Source organism: Streptomyces sp. NPDC044061, from assembly GCF_056434305.1.
In genome coordinates this window covers 25,202-44,598 of the sequence record NZ_JBWKFL010000032.1, presented here as the reverse complement: position 1 = coordinate 44,598, position 19,397 = coordinate 25,202, and the positions used below count along the sequence as shown (strand labels likewise).

Sequence of the window (19,397 nt, the reverse complement as noted above, 5' to 3'; positions counted from 1 at the left end):
TGGAAGAGGGAAAGGGGTTGGGGAAGCGGGGAGCACCCCCCGGAAAAAAGGAAACGGGGGGGGGGGGCGCCCCCCCCCCCCCCCCCCCTTCCCCCCCCCCCCCCCCCCCCCCCCCCCCGGCCGGGACGACAAGGTCGTCGCCGCCTGGAACGGGCTCGCGATCGCCGCGCTCGCCGAGACCGGGGCGTACTTCGGCCGGCCCGACCTCGTCGATGCCGCCGTCGGCGCCGCCGATCTCCTCGTCCGGGTGCATCTCGACGAGCATGCCCGGCTCGCCCGGACCAGCCGGGACGGTCGAGTGGGGCCCAACGCGGGCGTCCTGGAGGACTACGCCGATGTCGCCGAGGGTTTCCTGGCGCTCGCGTCCGTGACCGGGGAAGGCGTCTGGCTCGACTTCGCCGGGCTGCTCCTGGACCATGTGACGGCCCGCTTCACCGACCCCGCGAGCGGCGCCCTGTACGACACCGCCTCCGACGCCGAGCGGCTCATCCGGCGGCCCCAGGATCCCACCGACAACGCCACGCCGTCGGGCTGGACCGCGGCGGCCGGCGCGCTGCTGAGCTACGCGGCCCACACCGGTTCCGAGGCTCACCGGAGCGCCGCCGAAGGGGCGTTGGGCGTCGTCAAGGCGCTCGGGCCGCGGGTGCCGCGGTTCATCGGGTGGGGGCTGGCTGCCGCGGAGGCGTTGCTCGACGGGCCGAAGGAGGTCGCGATCGTCGGACCGTCGCTCGGCGACGAGCGGACGACGGCCTTGCACCGTACGGCACTTCTGGGCACCGCGCCGGGAGCTGTAGTCGCCGTCGGGACTCCGGACAGTGACGAGTTCCCCTTGCTCGCCGATCGTCCGCTCGTCGGGGGTGAACCGGCGGCGTACATCTGCCGTAACTTCACATGTGATGCGCCGACGACGGACCCGGAACGGCTGGGCGTGGCGCTCAACCCCCGCTGAGCGGCGGAAACGCACGGGGAGCGGGGGTTTCGAACTGTCCAAATGTGAGCACCTGTTCGGATAGATCCCGCTACCCGCACCACCGTTCCGAAACACGTTATTTATCGGAAGAGCTCCCACGCTTCACAGATCCCCCTTAGTCTCTCCACAGCGCCGTTACGGGTGTCACTCACCGTTGCGTCGCTGGGGGTATCGGGGATCTGGGGGGATCTTTTTGCTGACGTCTGTCTTCATCGCTGCCGTTTCGCTGGCCTTGTTCTGGATGGCGGCCTTCACCTTGTGGTGGCAGATGCACGCGTGGCGCACGCCCGAGGTGCTGGCCTCCACCCGGTTCAGCAGACCGGACGGGGACGAGCACGTGTCGTTCTCGCTGCTGCTGCCCGCGCGCCACGAGCAGGCCGTGCTCGACCACACCATCCAGCGGCTGCTGGAGTCCACACACACCGACTTCGAGATCATCGTGATCGTGGGGCACGACGACCCCGAGACCACGGCGGTGGCCGAGCGGGCCGCCGAACGCGACCCGCGCGTCCGTGTCGTCGTCGACACCCACGAGAAGAAGAACAAGCCGAAGGCCATGAACACGGCGCTGCCGCACTGCCGCGGCGATGTCGTCGGGGTCTTCGACGCCGAGGACCAGGTGCACCCCGAGCTGCTGGCCCATGTCGACCACGCGTTCCGGACGACCGGCGCGGACGTGGTCCAGGGCGGGGTCCAGCTCATCAACTTCCACTCGAGCTGGTACAGCCTGCGCAACTGCCTGGAGTACTTCTTCTGGTTCCGCTCCCGGCTGCATCTGCACGCGCAGAAGGGGTTCATCCCGCTCGGCGGGAACACCGTCTTCGTACGGACCGACGTCCTCAGGGAAGCGGACGGCTGGGACCCCGACTGCCTGGCCGAGGACTGCGACCTGGGTGTGCGGCTGTCCAGCGTCGGCAAGAAGGTCGTCGTCGCCTACGACTCCGACATGGTCACCCGTGAGGAGACGCCGGGCTCGCTGATGTCGCTGCTGAAGCAGCGCACCCGCTGGAACCAGGGCTTCCTGCAGGTGTACCGGAAGAAGGACTGGAAGCAACTGCCGGCTCTGCGGCAGCGGTTGCTCGCCCGGTACACGCTGATGACGCCGTTCCTGCAGGCCTTCTCCGGCGTGGTCATCCCGCTCAACGCGGCAGTCGCGCTCTTCCTCGACGTGCCCGTCGGGGTCGCCTTCCTCACCTTCCTGCCACTGGTCACGGCCGCCGTCACCTTCGTCTTCGAGGTGGTCGGGCTGCACGACTTCGGCAAGCAGTACGGGCTCCGGGTCCGCTTCGTGCACTACGTGAAGCTCGTCGTGGGCGGCCCCTTCTACCAGGTCCTCCTCGCCGGGGCCGCGATCCGCGCCGTGTGGCGCGAGCAACGCGGCCGCAACGACTGGGAGTTGACCACGCACGTCGGCGCGCACCTCACCGCGGCCGAGCCGATCCGAGAGGACGTTCCCGCGTGACCTCCACTCTTCCCGCGGTGACCGCTCCAGAGGTCCCCGCGCAGCGCGAGCCTGCGCCCCAGGAGCGTTCGATCGGCCGAACGAGCCCGCCGCGGCGACTTCGCTCCTCCCGCTCCGACCTGCTGCTGTGCGGCTTCCTGCTCGTGGCGATCCTCGTGGTCCAGGGCTGGAACATCGCCGACTACCCGACCCTCAGCGACGACGAGGGCACCTACCTCGCGCAGGCCTGGGCCGTCCAGCAGGGCAAGGGCCTGGCCCACTACACGTACTGGTACGACCATCCGCCGCTCGGCTGGGTGCAGATCGCCCTGCTCAGCTGGATACCCTCGGCGATCAGCCCCGGCTCGATGACGGTCGGCTCCATGCGGGCCACCATGCTCGTGATCAGTGCCGTCAGCGCCGTGCTGGTGTACGTCCTCGGGCGCCGGCTCTCCCTGCCCCGCTGGGCCGCCGGGCTCGGCATGGTCCTGTTCGGGCTGTCGCCGCTGGCGGTGGTCCTGCAGCGGGAGATCTTCCTCGACAACATCGCGGTGATGTGGCTGCTGCTGGCGTTCTGCCTCGCGGCCTCGCCCAGCCGGCACCTCTGGCACCACTTCGGCGCGGGCCTCGCCGCCGCGGCGGGCGTGCTCACCAAGGAGACGATGCTCGTCGTCCTGCCCGCCCTGTTCGTCACGATGTGGCGGCACAGTCACCGCGACACCCGCAAGTTCGCCCTGACCGGGGCCGTCACCGCCTGCTCCCTGATCGGCTTCTCCTACCCGCTGTTCGCCCTGCTGAAGGGCGAGCTGTTCCCGGGCAGCGGCCACGTCTCGCTGTGGGACGGCATCAAGTACCAGATGTCCAGGCCCGGTTCGGGCTTCATCCTGGACAGCTCCTCCGGCTCGTACGGCGTGCTGCACTCCTGGCTGTACTACGACCGGGTGCTGCCCCTCGGTGGTCTGGCCGGAGCCGTGCTGCTGATCGTCACCTGGCGCTGGTCGGTCACCGCGCGCGCCCTCGCCGGACCGGCCCTGACGGTGGCGATCCTGGCCGCGGTGGCCCTGCGCCCCAACGGCTATCTGCCCGCCATGTACGTCATCGGCGCCCTGCCCTTCCTCGCGCTGGTCCTCGCCGGCGGCACCGCCTCCGTCGCCCACGCGGCGCTGCGCAGGTGGCGGGGCACGGGCGAGAGGCGGTACGTGACCGGGGCCCGGTACGCGCTGGCCGCCGTACTGGCGCTCGCCGCCGGCGCCTACGTCGTACCGCACTGGTACGACGGCGACCGCACCGCCCTCACCGCGGACGCCAACAAGCCCTACCGGCAGGCCTCGGCCTGGCTCGGCACGCGGGTCGAGAAACCGGAGGCGACCCGGGTCCTGGTGGACGACGCGCTCTGGCTGGACCTCGTGCACGAGGGATACCGGCCCGGGCTCGGCGCCATCTGGTTCTACAAGGCGGACCTCGACCCGGCCGTCACCAGGACGATGCCGCACGGCTGGCGGGACCTCGACTACGTCGTCGCCTCCCCGACCGTCCGTCGTGACGCCCGGGACCTGCCCAACGTCAGGGCGGCCATCCGGCACTCCGAGCCGGTCGCCACCTTCGGCACCGGAGAAGACCGCATCGAGATCCGGCAGATCCGGACGGCAGCCGCGGGAGGCGCGCGATGAGCAGCCACGAGTACACCGTCCCGGCCCCGGGCCTGGACGCCGCGGAGGTCGCCGAGCCCGGCGCGGTCACCATCGTCGTACCGACCTTCAACGAGTCGGCGAACATCCGGCAGTTGCTGCACCGGATCACCGAGTCGGTGCCCGCGCGGCTGCCCTGCGAGGTCGTCTTCGTGGACGACTCCACCGACGACACCCCCGAGGTGATCCGGGAGGCGGCACAGGACTGTCCGTTCCCGGTGGCCGTGCTGCACCGCGAGGAGCCGGTCGGCGGGCTGGGCGGTGCGGTGGTCGAGGGGCTGAGGGCGGCGACCTCGGAGTGGATCGTCGTGATGGACGGCGACTGCCAGCATCCGCCCTCCCTGGTGCCGGAGCTGGTGGCGACCGGTGAGCGGTCGAGCGCCGGCCTCGTCGTCGCCTCCCGGTACATCAAGGGCGGCAGCCGGGCCGGGCTCGCCGGCAGCTACCGGGTGGCCGTGTCACGCGGCGCCACCTGGCTCACCAAGGCCCTGTTCCCGCGTCGGCTGCACGGCATCAGCGACCCGATGAGCGGCTTCTTCGCCATCCGGCGCAGCGCGGTCACCGCGGACGTGCTCAAGCCGCTCGGCTACAAGATCCTCCTGGAGCTGGCGGTACGCAGCCGCCCCCGGCAGGTCGCCGAGGTGCCGTTCGTCTTCCAGGACCGGTTCGCCGGGGAGTCCAAGTCGAGCGCGCAGGAAGGCTTCCGCTTCCTGCGTCACCTGGCCGGGCTGCGCACCGCCTCGCCCGTGGCCCGCATGGTCGGCTTCGGGCTGATCGGGGCGAGCGGCTTCGTGCCGAACCTCGTGGGGCTGTGGGCGCTGACCGTGCTCGGCCTGCACTACGTGCCCTCGGAGATCCTCGCCAACCAGCTCGGTGTCGCCTGGAACTTCGTGCTCATCGAGCAGCTGCTGTTCCGCGACCGGCGGGGGCATCGCCGCTGGTGGGACCGGCTGGGCCGGTTCGCGCTGCTCGCCAACGCGGACCTGGTGCTGCGCATCCCGCTGATCGCCCTGCTCGTCGACCGGTTCGGGATGGGCGCGCTGCCCGCCACCGCGCTCGCGCTGGTCATGACGTTCGTCCTGCGCTTCGTCGGGACGGAAGCGCTGGTGTATCTCCCGCGACGCCGCCGCGCCGCTGCGTCCACCCAATGAAGCACAGTCGTACGACCGCAAGGAGAGCCGTGTGAGCAGACATCGCAGACGGACCGCGCTGGTCGGGGTGGGGGCCCTGACCGCCGGTCTGCTCCTCACTTCGCCCGAGGCGGCGGTGGCCGCGAACCTCGTGAAGAACCCGGGCTTCGAGACCGCCGGTACGGACGGCATGCCGTACTGCTGGGAGAAGTCCGGGTGGGGGAACAACGACTTCAGTTTCGCCACGGTGTCGGGCGCCCACTCCGGCACCAAGGCCATGAAGGTCACGCTGACCCGCCGGGTCGACGGCGACCGCAAGGCGCTGATCACCGAGTCCACCACCTGTGCGCCGGTGGTGACCGCCGGCAAGCAGTACGACCTGGGCCTCTGGTACAAGACGACCACTCCGGACGCCGGCATCACCCTGTTCCGGCACGACACGACCGCCGGCTGGCAGTACTGGACCGATCTCAAGACCCTGGACATGGCGTCGGCCTGGACGCGGGCCAAGGTCCGCACCCCGGAGGTACCGGCCGGCACCGACCGGATCACCTGGGGTGTCTCCGTCTACGGCACCGGTTCGGCGACCACCGACGACTACACCATGGACCAGGTCCCGGACGTGGTCCCGCCGGCCCAGTGCACCGGCACGAACGCCCAGTGCGCCGACGGCAGCTGGTCGGTGCTGCCGACGCAGAACCCGGTCCGCTCGATGCACTCCGTCGTCCTGAACAACGGCAAGGTGCTGCTGATCGCCGGCTCGGGCAACAGCGAGGAGAACTTCAACGCGGGCACGTTCACCTCCGCGTTGTACGACCCGGCGACGGGCACCTACAAGGTCATCCCGACGCCGAAGGACATGTTCTGCGCGGGCCACGTGCAGCTCCAGGACGGGCGGGTGCTCGTCATGAGCGGCAACAAGGCTTATCCGGTGGCGGGCGGGCACGGCTACGAGGGGTTCAAGGACTCGTACATCTTCGACCCGAAGACCGAGACCTACAGCAAGACGAACGACCTCAACGACGGCCACTGGTACCCGTCGGCGACGGAGCTGGGCAACGGCGACGTCATCTCCTTCGGCGGGCTGCGCGAGGACTCCACCGGTTCGGTGACCGCCGAGTACTGGTCGGACGCCCAGCAGAAGTGGCTGGCGCTGTGGCAGGTCAACCAGACGTGGTCGTACTGGGGTCTGTACCCGTCGATGATCCTGATGCAGGACGGCCGGCTGTTCTACACGGGCAGCCATGTCTTCGGAAACAACATCCCGGGCACCGGCTCGGCGGTCTACGACTACGGCGCCAACACGATCACGCAGATCCCGGGGCTGCAGAACAAGGACCAGCGGGACCAGTCGGCGAGCGTGCTGCTGCCCCCGGCGCAGAACCAGAAGGTCCTCACCCTCGGCGGCGGCAACATCGACTCCAATCCGGACGCGAACCGGCTCACCGACCTGATCGACCTCAAGCAGGCCAACCCGTCGTACGTCGCCGGGCCGCCGCTGCCGCAGGGCACCGTCGACCTGGGTAACGGCAAGGTCGCCGAGACCGGCGCCCAGGGCAAGATGTACGTCTCCGCCGTTCTGCTGCCCGACGGCAAGGTGCTGGAGACGGGCGGCGCCCTGCACAACCGCGCCAACCCGGTGTACGAGTCCTCGATCTACGACCCGGGCACCAACACCTTCGATTCCGTGGCCGCCGACCCCGAGTCCCGCGGCTACCACTCCTCGGCGTTCCTGCTGCCCGACGGCCGCGTGATGGCCACCGGCGACAACCCGGGCAACGGCACCTGGAACCACAACGTGTCGATCTACACCCCGCCCTACCTGTACAAGGGCACCCGGCCGACGATCACCTCGGTGATCAACCAGGAGTGGAAGTACGGCGACACGCAGCGGATCACCGTGGACCGGCCCATCGCCAAGGCCGAGCTGATCCGCCCGGCCGCGGTCACCCACTCCTCCGACCCGAACCAGCGCTTCGTCGACCTGCCGCTCTCGGTGAGCGGCAACAACGTCGACCTGAACGTGACGAGCAATCCCAACCTGGCCCCGCCCGGCTGGTACATGCTCTTCGCGGTGGACGCCAACGGGGTGCCGTCGGTCGCCAAGTGGGTGCACCTGTCGGGTCCGGCGGCGCTGAGCGCCTCCGCCGCCTCGCCGCACGTCCACTCCTTCGCCGACTCGCTGTCCGGCAAGGTCGCCGGGCCCGGCAGGAAGAAGACGTCGCAGCCGGTCAGCCCGACGATCTCCGGCTGCGACCGGCACTACGGCTCGGTCAACGTGTGCGTGCCGACGGTCTTCCCGGCCCGGGTGAAGAAGACGGCCGCGGCCCGCTGCACCTGGCTGAAGCAGAACCACTACGGCCGGCTGAAGGTCAACGGCGGGGACGACCCGCTGGGTCTGGACCGGAACCGTGACGGGGTGGCCTGCGGGAAGGGTGACGTCAGCCGCCGTAGCTGAGGATCAGCAGGAGCAGCAGGACCTGGGCGCTCCACTGGAGCGCCACGGCCCAGGTCCGCCCGGCGGTCCATCTGCGCCGCGGCCAGAGCAGGACCGCGAGGCCCGCGCCGACGGCCGCGAGGAGACTGCCGTACACGAGTGCCCCCGGGACCTGGGGGCACTCGTCGTGGGTGACGCAGCGGCTGCCGCGCTCGGTGCTGAGCGCGGCGATCGCCGCGAGGAACACGCTCGGGATGAGCAGGGCGAGGCCCCACGCCGACCACCGGGTGAGGGCGCGGCCGGGAGCCGGTGGCCGTACGGGGTGCGCTGTCGTCATGGACCCAGCCAACCGCTCCGGGCGGCCCCGGAGGATCGGCTCCGGTACTCAGCCGCCCTGGGTACGCATGCTCAACGCCCGCTCCACGACCGCCTCCAGCTGGTCGTGGTGCGCGCCCTTCCAGTAGGCCCGGCCGCACTCCGTGCACTGGGCGAAGACGTCGTACGACCGCTTGGTGCCGCCCTTGAGCTGGGCGGCGACCTCTTCCTTGGTGGCCTGTCCGAGCAGGCCGTTGCAGGCGGTGCAGCGGGTCCAGGGGTGCAGGTCGGGTGCGAAGCGGTCGAGGACGTCGTGCAGTTGGTCCTCGGGGCGGGTGCTGTAGACGTAGGCGCCGGCCCACAGCTCGCGGCGGCGCAGCAGCCCCCGGTCGCGGCTGAGCATGACCCGCTTCTCCGCCGCCGAGCGGGCGGCCAGCGCCGGGTCGCCGATGTCGGTCGACTCGTACGCGGTGTCCACGCCGAGCAGTCGCAGCCGGCGGGCGAGCGTGCCGAGGTGGACGTCGAGGAGGAAGCGGAGCGGGGCGCCGGGTACCCGCTGGGGGCGGGGGACCGGGCGGACGCTCACCGACTCGCCGGCCGCCGGGATGTGGGAGGTCGGCACCTCGCGGCCGTCCACCACCAGGGCGCCGACCTCGGTCAGCGGGACCCCGAGGGACTCGATGACGTGCCCGAGCGTCGAGACGCCGTCCGTGGTGAGGCCGGCGGCCGCCGAGCGCCGGGCGGGCGGCACGAACAGGTGCAGTTCGGAGGCGACTTCGACGTGGATCTCGGGACCGTTCATCTTGTCAGGATGGCACGGCGGAGGGCGCCGGGCTCAGGGGTTTTCGGTGGGCAGGCCGCGCTCCAGGACGTCGAGGGCCCGGTCCACCAGTGCGCGGAGGTCGCCCTCGAAGCCGTTCTCCGGCCAGTACATGTTGACCTCCATCAGCCCGCCGATGAGGGACATCGCGTAGACGCGCACCTCGAGGCTGTCCGGGTCCAGGCCGGAGCGCTCGGCGAGGGCTCCGCGGAGCAGCCGCCCGGTCTCCGACATGCTCTCGAACATGCGGGAGCGGACGGCAGGGACCTGGGCCCCGAGGTGCGCCCGCATCCGGAGCACCTCGGGGTCCTCCTCCGTCATCGCGTCGAGGGCCTTGTGCACCACGTGCCGCAGCGAGTCGATCCACGGCTCGCCGACGGGCCGGGCGCGCAACTCCTCGACCATCAGGGGGTCGTACTCGTCGGTGAGGACGATGTCCTCCTTGGTCGGGAAGTAGCGGAAGACGGTCGACGGCGACACCTCGGCCCGCTCGGCGATCTGCTCGATCGTCGTGGCGTCGTACCCCTGCTCCTTGACCAGCGCGTACGTGGCGGCGCGGATGGCCTCACGGGTCTTGATCTTCTTGCGTTCACGCAGGCCCGGTTGGGGGCGGTCGGCGGGGGAGAGGGGGGAACGTGCGGCCGTCATGGGGGTCATTGTCCGGCATCCGTCACGGGGGTGGCCACATCCGGGTTGTTGTGCGGCTCGGTCCGCGCGGTGGCGGCCGTGCCCGGCAGGAACGCCGCGGCGAGCAGCGCCGAGACGAGGGCGGCGATGCCGCACACCAGCAGGACCAGGGCCATGCCGTGGACGTAGGCGCCGTTCGCGGAGGCCGCCAGCTGCGCGGAGCCGGTCCTCTCGGCGATCAGGTGCGCGGCGACCACGGAGTCACCGGCGGTGCGGGCGGTTCCGGAGGGCAGCCCCGTGACGTCGAGGCGGTCGCGGAAGGCGTTGGCCAGCAGGCTGCCGAGCAGGGCGATGCCGATCGCGGAGCCCACCTGGCGCAGGGTCATGAGCAGGCCGGAGCCGCTGCCGGCCCGGTCGCGGGGCAGGGTGGCGAGGGCGCCGGTCATGGCCGGTACGAGGGCGCAGCCGAAGCCGAGGCCGGCGACGGTGAGCCAGAGCGCGGTGAAGCCGTAGCCGGAGTCGGTGGTGGTACGGCTGCCGAGGAAGGCGGCGAAGGCGAGGACGACCAGGCCGGCGCTGACCGAGGCCCGGGCGCCGAAGCGGGTGGCGACGGGCGTGGCCAGCTTCGCGGAGACGGACAGGCCGAGGACCAGCGGCAGCATCCGGACGCCGGTGCCGAGAGTGTCGTTGCCGAGGACTGCCTGGAGGTAGGGCGGCAGCACGAACATCAGGCCGGACAGCACGAACATCACCAGGGTCGCGGCGACGGTGTTGAGCAGGAAGCCGCGGTGGGCGAGCAGGTTCATGTCCAGCATGGGGCGCCGGACCCGGCGCGAGCGCAGCACCAGCCCGGTGATCAGGACCGCGGCCGCGGCGAACACGGCGAGGGTCCGCGGGTCGGTCCAGCCCCGGTCGGGGGCCTCGATGATCCCGTAGATGAGGGCGCCGAGTCCGGCGGCGGTGAACGCGGTGGAGAGGGTGTCGACCTCGGGGGAGGCGGGGTCGCGGGTCTCGGGGAGCAGGAAGAGGCAGGCGAGGATGCCGATCGCGACCATCGGGACGTTGATCAGGAAGACCGAGCCCCACCAGAAGTGGTCGAGCAGCCAGCCGCCGACGATCGGACCGAGCGGTAGGCCGAGCGCCGAGCCGGTGGAGACGAGGCCGATGGCCCTGCCCTGCTCCTCGGGCGTGAACAGCGACGGCAGCACGGACATCGCCAGCGGTGTGATCAGCGCGGCGCCGACGCCCATCACCGCGCGGGCCGTGATCACCAGGTTCACGTCCCCGGCCAGGGCGCCCACCAGCGATCCGGCGAGGAAGACCACGAGCCCGGTGACCAGCATCAGCCTCCGTCCGAACCGGTCGCCGAGCAGGCCCGCGGGGAGCATCAGGGCCGCGAAGACGACGACGTACGCGTCCGCCATCCACTGCTGCTGACCGGTCGTGGCGCCGAGCTGCTCCGCCATGGTCGGCAGGGCCACGTTGAGGATCGTCATGTCGAAGCCGAGCACCAGCATGCTCGCGACCAGGGCCCCGAGGGCCCACCAGCGGCGGGAGTCGCGCCGCGTCTCGTCCAAGTGCGTGACAGTAACCATGAAATGAGCGTAGCTGTCAAAATCTACTCACTGTCAACAGCGAGGGGCTTTCGGGCGTACGAAAATGGCCACGGCTCGGGAGCCGTGGCCATGGGGGCGGGGAGGGTTTACGTGTGCTGGTACGCCACCAGGGAGATGCCGACGTAGTGGACGACGAACGCGGCGAGGGTGAAGGAGTGGAAGACCTCGTGGAAGCCGAACCAGCGCGGTGAGGGGTTCGGGCGCTTGATGCCGTACACCACGCCCCCGGCGCTGTAGAGCAGACCGCCGACGATGACCAGCACCAGGACGGCGATGCCGCCGCTGCGCATGAAGTCGGGCAGGAAGAAGACGGCCGCCCAGCCCATCGCCAGGTAGCAGGGGGTGTAGAGCCAGCGCGGGGCGCCGACCCAGAAGACGCGGAAGACGATGCCCGCGGTGGCCGCGGCCCAGATGCCCCACAGCAGCCACTGACCCTTGGCGCCGGGCAGGAGCAGCATGGTCAGCGGCGTGTAGGTGCCCGCGATGATCAGGAAGATGTTGGCGTGGTCGAGGCGGCGCAGCACGCCGTCCATCCGGGGGCTCCAGTTGCCCCGGTGGTACAGCGCGCTGACGCCGAAGAGCAGGCAGGCAGTGAGGACGTAGATGCCGCAGGCGATGCGGCCCCGGGTGGAGTCGGCGAGGGCGGTGAGCACGAGGCCCGCGACGAGCACGGCCGGGAACATGCCGAGGTGCAGCCAGCCGCGGAGCCTGGGCTTGACCGGATGCGGCAGGGAGAGCGCGACGGGACCGCGGCCGGCGGCCGGCGTGTCCCTGGGCGCGTCGGGGGCGGACGCAGTCATGCGGGGCATGGTACCTACGACCCCGTAAGTCGCGCGTCAGCGCGCCCTGGTGAGGGCGAGTAACGCAAAAAGTCCTTCTGTTGAACTCCACGTGCACGCAAAGAATCACGGAAACCGTGGGATTCGTCACGTCGCTCACCTGTGATGCCCTCTGGACAGATGGGCACTAGAATCGGATGATCAAATGAGTGCGGTCGGCACCGGATGAGCGCCAAAGGTCAACACCGTGAAGCATCCGGGTCGCGGCCCCCACGGGGCGACAAGACAAAAATCCCTCTTTTAGGAGCAATCGTGGCGCGCGACATCGCGGCTCCCACCGTCATCCCCACCAACCACCAGGACCTGATCTCGTGGGTCAACGAGATCGCTGAACTGACCCAGCCGGACAGCGTGGTCTGGTGTGACGGCTCCGAGGCCGAGTACGAGCGACTGAGCGAGGAGCTCGTCTCCAAGGGAACCTTCAAGAAGCTCGACCCGATCAAGCGCCCACACTCCTACTACGCCGCCTCCGACCCGACCGACGTCGCCCGCGTCGAGGACCGGACCTTCATCTGCTCCGAGAAGGAAGAGGACGCCGGCCCGACGAACCACTGGAAGGCCCCCGCCGAGATGCGGGAGATCTTCGCCGGTGAGCAGGGCCTGTTCCGCGGTTCCATGCGGGGCCGCACCATGTACGTCGTCCCGTTCTGCATGGGCCCGCTCGGCTCCCCGCTGTCCGCGATCGGCGTGGAGATCACCGACTCCGCCTACGTCGCCGTCTCGATGCGCACCATGACGCGCATGGGCCGGGCCGTCCTGGACGAGCTGGGCGACAGCGGCTTCTTCGTCAAGGCCGTGCACTCGCTCGGAGCCCCGCTGGAGGAGGGCCAGGAGGATGTCCCCTGGCCCTGCAACCAGACCAAGTACATCTCCCACTTCCCGGAGTCCCGCGAGATCTGGTCGTACGGCTCCGGCTACGGCGGCAACGCGCTGCTCGGCAAGAAGTGCTACGCGCTGCGCATCGCCTCCGTCATGGCGCGCGACGAGGGCTGGCTGGCCGAGCACATGCTGATCCTCAAGCTCACCCCGCCGCAGGGCGAGTCCAAGTACGTCGCCGCCGCCTTCCCGAGCGCCTGCGGCAAGACCAACCTCGCCATGCTGGAGCCCACGATCTCCGGCTGGACCGTGGAGACCATCGGCGACGACATCGCCTGGATGCGCTTCGGCGAGGACGGCCGCCTCTACGCGATCAACCCCGAGGCCGGCTTCTTCGGCGTCGCGCCCGGCACCGGTGAGCACACCAACGCCAACGCGATGAAGACGCTGTGGGGCAACGCGGTCTTCACCAACGTCGCCCTCACCGACGACGGCGACATCTGGTGGGAGGGCATGACCGAGGAACTGCCCGCCCACCTGACCGACTGGAAGGGCAACGACTGGACGCCGGCCTCCGAGGTCCCGGCCGCCCACCCCAACGCCCGCTTCACCGTCCCCGCCTCCCAGTGCCCGATCATCGCGCCGGAGTGGGAGGACCCGAAGGGCGTGCCGATCTCGGCGATCCTCTTCGGCGGCCGCCGCGCCAGCGCCGTCCCCCTGGTGACGGAGTCCTTCGACTGGAACCACGGCGTCTTCCTCGGCGCCAACGTGGCCTCCGAGAAGACCGCCGCCGCCGAGGGCAAGGTCGGCGAGCTGCGCCGCGACCCGTTCGCGATGCTGCCCTTCTGCGGCTACAACATGGGCGACTACATGGCCCACTGGATCGACGTGGCCAAGGACAAGGACCAGTCCAAGCTGCCGAAGATCTACTACGTCAACTGGTTCCGGAAGAACGACGAGGGCAAGTTCGTCTGGCCGGGCTTCGGTGAGAACTCCCGCGTCCTGAAGTGGATCGTGGAGCGACTGGACGGCAAGGCCGAGGGCGTCGAGACCCCGATCGGCGTGCTGCCGACGCGCGACGCGCTCGACACCAACGGTCTCGAACTCGCCGAGTCCGACCTGGACTTCCTGCTCACGGTCGACAAGGAGGTCTGGCGCGAGGAGGCGGCCCTCGTCCCCGAGCACCTCAACACCTTCGGCGACCACACCCCGAAGGAGCTGTGGGACCAGTACCGCGCGCTGGTGCAGCGCCTGGGCTGAGACCCGCGAGAAAAGACTCCACGGCCGGTCCGGATGCCCTGACCAGCGATCGTCACGGCCGGCCGTGGTGACAACCCCGGGCCCCGCACAACGACGTGCGGGGCCCGCTCGCGTGCGCCCTTGCCCACGGGATCTTCACGCCCGTCGGAGGGGGCAGCCGAAGACGCCCGGCGATCCGGAGAACGTCAGGCGCCGAGTTCGCCGTCCTCCGCCCCGCCCCGGCCCTCCAGATACCGGGTGTGGGACTCCTGGCGGCGTGCCTCGGCCTCTCCGAGGCCCGCCGCCAGCCGCTCGGCCTCCTGTCGCAGCAGGTCGAGCTGCCGTTCCAGATGCCGTTCGGGCGGCTCGGTGCCCGGGGCCAGCCGGGTCCACCACCGTGTCCGCACGAAGGTGTCGACGGCCTCGGGGACGTCCTGCCGCACCGCCCGGGAGAGGGCGTGCACGGCCTCGGGGTCCAGGGCGAGCGCCTCGGCGACCCAGCCGGGCTCCAGCAACGCGGCCAGCAGCCCGGTCAGTTCGGCGAGCCGGCCGGCAGGGACGGGCGGCAGGTCGACGTCCGCGAGATACGCGCCCAGCTTCCCGAAGTCGGCGCGCACCGCCTCCAGCCGGGCCGACGGGCTCGGGAAGTCGGGCGGCGCGGGCCGCTCGGGCGGGGCGACCAGCGCGCCCGCGCCGTAGAGTCCGGCGACCACGACCGGCCAGTACGGGCCCGCGACCCCGGTGAAGGTCAGCACCAGGCCGAGCAGCCCGCAGGCGCCGCCGGCGAGGTTCTTGCGGGACTCGAGATAGCCGAGGACCTTACTGGTAGCCACGGATCTCCTCGAAGGCGCCGTCCAGCGAGCCGCTCTCGGCATCGAAGAGGCGGCCGCCGGTCAGGTCGGCGATGTGCGCCAGCTCGGAGCGGTCGGAGTCGCCGAAGACGATCGGGAAGACGGGGATGTCCCGCCGGGCGCCGGTGAGTTGCCGGTAGAAGCCGTCGAAGTCCCCGGCCTTCGCTCCGGTGGTGTTCTCGCCGTCGGTCATCAGCACGATCGAGGTGAACGTGTCACGGGTGGCGCCGAGATGGTCGTACGCCTTCTCCAGGGAGGTGTAGATCGCGGTGTTCCCGTCGGCCTCGAGGGCGTCGGTGTCCCTCCGGACGGCGTCGAGACCGGCCTTCGGGTCCTTGGGGTCCACGACGTGCGTCCGTACGCTCTTCACGCCCGAGCCGAACGGCATCAGGGTGACCTCCTCGCGGTCGCGGAAGTCGCCGGTGAGACCGGCGAGCGCCTTCTTCAGCGCCGCCAGCCGGCCGCCCTCCATCGAGCCGGAGGTGTCGAGGACGTACACGGTGCGGGAGGGGCGGCGCAGCTCGTTCTCGTAGGAGTCCAGGAGCCCGTCGGCGACCGAACGGCTGCCGGGGAACGGAAGCTCGCGGCGCCGGCTGGTGTCGAGGCCGGAGGCGGGTGGCACCGAGGGGACGACCGGCCGGCGGTGGGTGGTCTCGGTGATCAGCCGCTGCACGGCGTCGGTGCGCAGGTCGTCCGCCACCTTGCGGACGTCCTCACGGGTGCGGGCGTCGGTCGAGGCGAGCGAGGAGAGCGGGTAGTTCGCGGTGATCACACCGTCCCGGGGGCGGATCACGGTCAGACCCGGGATGCCCTTGAGGACGGACTCGTAGTTCAGCAGGGCGTCGACGTCACCGCGCCGCTCGTACGCCGTCGCCAGCCAGCCGGACGAACCCGACGTCAGCTTCTGGCCCTTGAAGAACTCCTTCAGCCTCGGCGTCGCCTTGGCGACGTCCGCGTCGGTCAGCGCGGACTGGGCGCCGGACAGGGCCGACGCGACCGAGACGAGGCCGGAGAAGCCGGAGTTGGAGCGTTCCGGGTCGGTCATGCCGTAGGTCAGTCTCCCGTCCTGCACGGCCTGTTCGACCTGGGACCAGGTGACGGCGTCCGGCTTCCAGCCGAGAGACCGTACGGTGGCCGGCTTGACGCCGACGGCGACCGGGCTGGACATCACCGGCGTCTCGGAGACCACCTTCCTCGCCGCCTCGGGGCGCAGCCGCAGATAGTCGTCCGAGGACAGCCACAGCGCGTCGTACGCCCCGTCCGTCCTGCCCCTGGCGAGCAGGTCGACGGCGTCCAGGGTGCCCATGTAGGTGGGGCGGATCGTGACGCCGGTGTCCTTGCGGACGCGGTCGAAGACGGCGGTCATGTCGCTGAGTTCGCTGGAGGCGAGGATGCGGAGGGTGCCGGGCTTCGGGGCGGTGGCGTCGTCCTTGTGCTCCCCGGCCGAGCAGGCGGTCAGGAGAGCGGCCGTCGTCGCGACGAGAGCCAGTGCGCGTGAGGTCCGTCTCGTCATGCGAGTCCGCCCTCCAGCGCGCCCTGCGACCGGCTGCGCTCCAGATGGGCGCTCGCGTTCTGCAGCTCCTCCGTCAGGGACCGCACCGTCGAGGCCATCGCCTCGGTCGCCTGCACCTTGTAGGTGTCGATGGCGTCCAGCGTGCGGTAGATCTGCTGGAACGCCGAGCGCAGCGTCTCCGCGCCGACGGCCGGGTCGGCGGCGATGCGCTGGATCTCGCCGCTCTGTGTGGAGATCATCTCGGAGTTGGCCCGGATGAGGTCCTCGGTGGTGCCGCGCAGGGCGTTGACCTGCTCGACGACCTTCTTCTGGTTGTCCAGGGCGGAGGCCAGCATCACGGAGATGCGCAGGGCCGAGACGGTGGTCGTGGCCGCCCGGTCGACGCCCTTGATCAGCTCGTCGTTGTTGCGGCGTACGACGTCCATGGCGAGGTAGCCCTGCGCACACACCGCGAGCTGGGTGAGCAGGTCCTGGTGCTTCTGCCGGACCGGGAAGAGGACGTCGGCGCGCAGCGTGTCCGCCTGCTCCGGGTCCGTGACCCGGGCGATGTGCTCCTCCACGGCGGCGTCGAGGGCCTCGGTGAGGACCACGTACTCCTGGAGCCTGCCCATCGTCTCCCACAGGCGGACCCGCTCGGTCTGCAACGCGGCGTTGTCGCGGCGCAGTTCGTCCTGGCCGCCGCGCAGCGAGCCCACGATCCCGTTCAGCGTGCCCTGCGCGGAGGCGTACTTGGCGACGTGGTCGCGCAGCCTGTTGCCGCCGGGCAGCTTGGAGAGGAACTTGCGGCCCCTGCTCGCCGGCAGGTCGCGCGGGTCCAGGTCCTCGACCACCCGGCGCAGTTCCACCAGCGAGCCGGCGACCTTCGACTGGGCGTCCCCGCCCTTGTCGGGCAGGCTGCGCACCGCACGCTCCAGCATGCGGTTGGACTGCGCGGCGGCGGTGCGCATGTCCCCGGCGCCGAGGGCCGTGATCTCGCCGACCTTGCCCGCGAACTCGGGCGAGCGGCTGTCGAGCGAGGCGAGCCCCTCGACGTAGGCGGCGGCCTTGCGGGCCGTGTCGGCGCGCACACCGTCCTCGACGGGCACCAGCCCGCCGGCCCTGTCCCGGGGCACGGGCGTGACCGCCTCGGGCGGAGTGAGTGTGAACTCGTTGTCGGTGCTGCTCATGCGATGGTCCCCCGTCATCCGCGCGCCCGGCGGGCCATCTCGTGCAGCACCGCGGAGGTGGGCACGGGCGCCTGCCGGACGCCGGTCAGCTTCTGGTTGAGGTAGGCGGTGTGGTCCGCGGTGGCCGTGACGAACTCGGCGGCGTCGCCCTGCGGCCGGAACCCGTGCCGGACGGCCAGCCGACGCAGGGTGGGGTCGGTGCCGAGGAGTTCCCCGAGCGCGCGGCCGTTCGCGTCGAGCGGTACGACGGTGTGGTCGCTGTTGACCGTGGTGTCCGGGTAGAGCACCACGAGGTCGTCCGCGGTGTGCTGTTCGGCGAGCAGCGAGGCGACCTGCGACTCGTACACGAGCACCAGCGGGTTCCCGGCGCCGCTGACGAAGTCCCGGAAGACCGCGTCCGTGCTGGACTGCTGGGCGCCCTGGACACTGACCAGCTTGTGCAGCAGGGGTGCGGTGCGGTCGATGTCCGCCTTGCTCGCGGTCACCTTGCCGCCGTTCGCGACGTAGGAGGCGGCGGCGAGGTACAGCGCGCCCGAGTTGGAGGACTCCGGGTCGGTGCTGGTGATGTAGAGGGTGCCGGTCAACTCCCCGTGCTTCGACGCCCCCTTGAGCTGCTGCCAGGTGCGGTCGTGCCGGGCGGCCTCCAGGAAGGCGGCCATCTTCAGCGTGCCCCGGCTCCGCCCGCCGAGCGTGGCCAGCCCGTTTCCCGCCAGCACATCGGCGGCGCTGTGGTGGGCCACGACCACGAGGGGCGAGTAGAAGGGCCGGGGCAACGGCTCCCGCACGTGGTACTTGGCGGCCAGCTGATCGGCGGGCGCCTGGCTGGAGGGGAAGGCGAAGTCGTAGCCCTTGAGGTCGAGACCCTCCATGGCCCAGGAACCCGAGGCCTCGGCCTTGACGGTGTAGCCCTTGGCGGCGAGGGCCTTCACCACGTCGGGATCGGCGAAGAAGTCGGCCTTCTCCGATCCGATCACTCCACGCACGGTCTTCGTTGCCGTGCCCTTGTCCTCACCATGCCGGCCCGCGACGACGGCGGCCACCACGCCACCGATCAGCAGAACCGCGAGGACGATTCCCGCGATACGTCTCACGCCGGGGAGCGTGCTCGCGGAACTCCAAGTTCCCCGGTGCCCCGGGTGAACGACAGGTGACGACCCGTTCCCGGTATGCAACAGGAGGAGGCGCCTCCGGCGGTCGGTTCCGTTTCGGGCAGGAGCGGTTGACGTCCTGGAGGGTGACGGCGGCCGCTGGGCGCACCAGGACCCCGTCGGCGGCCACGGCCTGCGGACCGGCCTGGAATCGATGTCGGTCACGAATCATGACGCACCGTCGGAGGAGGCCGAACACGGCCGCAACGCAACGGAGTCGACGGAGCGTCGGCAATGGCGCCCGGTCCGCGTGTCGCTGCGGGTGCACGCGGACCGGGGCCGATCGGGGGACCCCGGGGTGGGGGTCAGTGGGCCGCCGCGCTGAGTTCCTGCGGGTCGGTCAGGGCGGCGGTGTGTGCGTCCATCCGCTCGGCCGCGAGGATGGCGGCCGCGGTGTCCGCGCGCGAGGCGGCGACCACGAGCGCCCGGCCGGCGAGGGCGTGCGCGCGCCGGTGCAGGGCGTCGGGGTCACCGGCCGCAGCCGGCTTCGCGCGAAGCGGCGTACGTCCTCCCCGCAGTCGGCCGACCTCGCCGGCGAGCCGCTCCGCGGCCGTGTCCAGGTCCGCGGACGGGGCCAGGGCGCGCAGGTCGTCGGTGACGGCGAGCAGTGCGGCGAGGTGCCCGGCGAGCTGGATGTCCAGCTCCTCCTCGCGCGACCGGTGCGGGAAGTCGGAGGGGGTGCCGGCCATCGTGCTGTGGACCGACTTGGTGCGGATCGGCTCGTACATGGGATGGCCTCCTGTGCGCTGACAGGAAGCCATCCTAGCTTGGATTTCGTCTA

15 protein-coding genes and 1 pseudogene are annotated in these 19,397 nt (G+C 70.9%); 6 read left to right on the top strand and 10 right to left on the bottom strand.

The window, feature by feature from the left end; genetic code table 11:
- Positions 1–109 precede the first annotated feature (109 nt).
- From AC07CM_RS37230 to AC07CM_RS37210, 5 genes and pseudogenes are all read left to right on the top strand, one after another.
- Positions 110–949 (top strand): annotated as a pseudogene (locus AC07CM_RS37230) (YyaL domain-containing protein); the annotation flags it as partial.
- A gap of 214 nt (positions 950–1,163) precedes the next feature.
- Positions 1,164–2,432 (top strand): glycosyltransferase, encoded by a 1,269-nt coding sequence (locus AC07CM_RS37225; protein ID WP_478880927.1) that lies wholly within the window; start codon positions 1,164–1,166, stop codon positions 2,430–2,432.
- On the top strand, positions 2,429–4,081 hold the full coding sequence (locus AC07CM_RS37220; protein WP_478880926.1) for an ArnT family glycosyltransferase: 1,653 nt from the start codon (positions 2,429–2,431) through the stop codon (positions 4,079–4,081). Before AC07CM_RS37225 ends, AC07CM_RS37220 begins: the two co-directional genes overlap by 4 nt.
- A complete protein-coding gene (locus AC07CM_RS37215) occupies positions 4,078–5,250 on the top strand; it encodes a glycosyltransferase (RefSeq protein WP_478880925.1) in 1,173 nt (390 codons plus the stop codon). Before AC07CM_RS37220 ends, AC07CM_RS37215 begins: the two co-directional genes overlap by 4 nt.
- 31 nt (positions 5,251–5,281) lie before the next feature.
- Positions 5,282–7,687, top strand: a complete 2,406-nt coding sequence (locus tag AC07CM_RS37210) for a galactose oxidase-like domain-containing protein (RefSeq protein WP_478880924.1) — start codon at positions 5,282–5,284, stop codon at positions 7,685–7,687.
- On the opposite strand, the gene AC07CM_RS37205 is transcribed toward AC07CM_RS37210, so the two are convergent.
- The 5 genes from AC07CM_RS37205 to trhA all read right to left on the bottom strand — a co-directional run bounded on the left by AC07CM_RS37205 (position 7,671) and on the right by trhA (position 11,844).
- Positions 7,671–8,003 (bottom strand): hypothetical protein, encoded by a 333-nt coding sequence (locus AC07CM_RS37205; protein WP_478880923.1) that lies wholly within the window; start codon positions 8,001–8,003, stop codon positions 7,671–7,673. The genes AC07CM_RS37210 and AC07CM_RS37205 overlap by 17 nt on opposite strands.
- A gap of 48 nt (positions 8,004–8,051) precedes the next feature.
- The gene (locus tag AC07CM_RS37200; protein WP_478880922.1) at positions 8,052–8,783 is read right to left on the bottom strand and encodes a Mut7-C RNAse domain-containing protein; all 732 of its coding nucleotides are present in this window, start codon (positions 8,781–8,783) and stop codon (positions 8,052–8,054) included.
- A gap of 33 nt (positions 8,784–8,816) precedes the next feature.
- The gene (locus AC07CM_RS37195) at positions 8,817–9,449 is read right to left on the bottom strand and encodes a TetR/AcrR family transcriptional regulator (protein WP_478880921.1); all 633 of its coding nucleotides are present in this window, start codon (positions 9,447–9,449) and stop codon (positions 8,817–8,819) included.
- 5 nt (positions 9,450–9,454) lie between these two features.
- Positions 9,455–11,023: an MFS transporter gene (locus tag AC07CM_RS37190; protein WP_478880920.1), complete on the bottom strand. Its 1,569-nt coding sequence runs from the start codon at positions 11,021–11,023 to the stop codon at positions 9,455–9,457.
- 107 nt (positions 11,024–11,130) lie between these two features.
- A complete protein-coding gene (gene trhA, locus AC07CM_RS37185) occupies positions 11,131–11,844 on the bottom strand; it encodes a PAQR family membrane homeostasis protein TrhA (protein WP_478880919.1) in 714 nt (237 codons plus the stop codon).
- A gap of 291 nt (positions 11,845–12,135) precedes the next feature.
- Here trhA and AC07CM_RS37180 point away from each other — a divergent pair, with 291 nt between their 5' ends.
- Positions 12,136–13,959 carry a phosphoenolpyruvate carboxykinase (GTP) gene (locus AC07CM_RS37180; RefSeq protein ID WP_478880918.1) on the top strand — a complete coding sequence of 608 codons (1,824 nt, stop codon included), beginning with the start codon at positions 12,136–12,138 and terminating at the stop codon, positions 13,957–13,959.
- A 185-nt stretch (positions 13,960–14,144) separates the two neighbouring features.
- On the opposite strand, the gene AC07CM_RS37175 is transcribed toward AC07CM_RS37180, so the two are convergent.
- From AC07CM_RS37175 to AC07CM_RS37155, 5 genes are all read right to left on the bottom strand, one after another.
- On the bottom strand, positions 14,145–14,771 hold the full coding sequence (locus AC07CM_RS37175; RefSeq protein ID WP_478880917.1) for a hypothetical protein: 627 nt from the start codon (positions 14,769–14,771) through the stop codon (positions 14,145–14,147).
- On the bottom strand, positions 14,758–16,302 hold the full coding sequence (locus tag AC07CM_RS37170; RefSeq protein ID WP_478880916.1) for a vWA domain-containing protein: 1,545 nt from the start codon (positions 16,300–16,302) through the stop codon (positions 14,758–14,760). The genes AC07CM_RS37175 and AC07CM_RS37170 overlap by 14 nt, the downstream gene beginning before the upstream one ends.
- A complete protein-coding gene (locus AC07CM_RS37165) occupies positions 16,299–17,468 on the bottom strand; it encodes a toxic anion resistance protein (protein ID WP_478880915.1) in 1,170 nt (389 codons plus the stop codon). Before AC07CM_RS37165 ends, AC07CM_RS37170 begins: the two co-directional genes overlap by 4 nt.
- 14 nt (positions 17,469–17,482) lie before the next feature.
- Positions 17,483–18,559 carry a hypothetical protein gene (locus AC07CM_RS37160; protein WP_478880914.1) on the bottom strand — a complete coding sequence of 359 codons (1,077 nt, stop codon included), beginning with the start codon at positions 18,557–18,559 and terminating at the stop codon, positions 17,483–17,485.
- A 362-nt stretch (positions 18,560–18,921) separates the two neighbouring features.
- Entirely contained in the window at positions 18,922–19,344 is a 423-nt protein-coding gene (locus AC07CM_RS37155) for an SCO4983 family protein (RefSeq protein ID WP_478880913.1), read from the bottom strand.
- Positions 19,345–19,397 lie beyond the last annotated feature (53 nt).

Excerpts from the sequence above, each read along its gene's own strand:
- trhA (WP_478880919.1), bottom strand. The coding sequence starts at position 11,844 with ATGACTGCGTCCGCCCCCGACGCGCCCAGGGACACGCCGGCCGCCGGC.
- AC07CM_RS37215 (WP_478880925.1), top strand. The coding sequence starts at position 4,078 with ATGAGCAGCCACGAGTACACCGTCCCGGCCCCGGGCCTGGACGCCGCG.
- AC07CM_RS37195 (WP_478880921.1), bottom strand. The coding sequence starts at position 9,449 with ATGACGGCCGCACGTTCCCCCCTCTCCCCCGCCGACCGCCCCCAACCG.
- AC07CM_RS37155 (WP_478880913.1), bottom strand. The coding sequence starts at position 19,344 with ATGTACGAGCCGATCCGCACCAAGTCGGTCCACAGCACGATGGCCGGC.
- AC07CM_RS37205 (WP_478880923.1), bottom strand. The coding sequence starts at position 8,003 with ATGACGACAGCGCACCCCGTACGGCCACCGGCTCCCGGCCGCGCCCTC.
- AC07CM_RS37165 (WP_478880915.1), bottom strand. The coding sequence starts at position 17,468 with ATGAGCAGCACCGACAACGAGTTCACACTCACTCCGCCCGAGGCGGTC.
- AC07CM_RS37190 (WP_478880920.1), bottom strand. The coding sequence starts at position 11,023 with ATGGTTACTGTCACGCACTTGGACGAGACGCGGCGCGACTCCCGCCGC.
- AC07CM_RS37200 (WP_478880922.1), bottom strand. The coding sequence starts at position 8,783 with ATGAACGGTCCCGAGATCCACGTCGAAGTCGCCTCCGAACTGCACCTG.
- AC07CM_RS37170 (WP_478880916.1), bottom strand. The coding sequence starts at position 16,302 with ATGACGAGACGGACCTCACGCGCACTGGCTCTCGTCGCGACGACGGCC.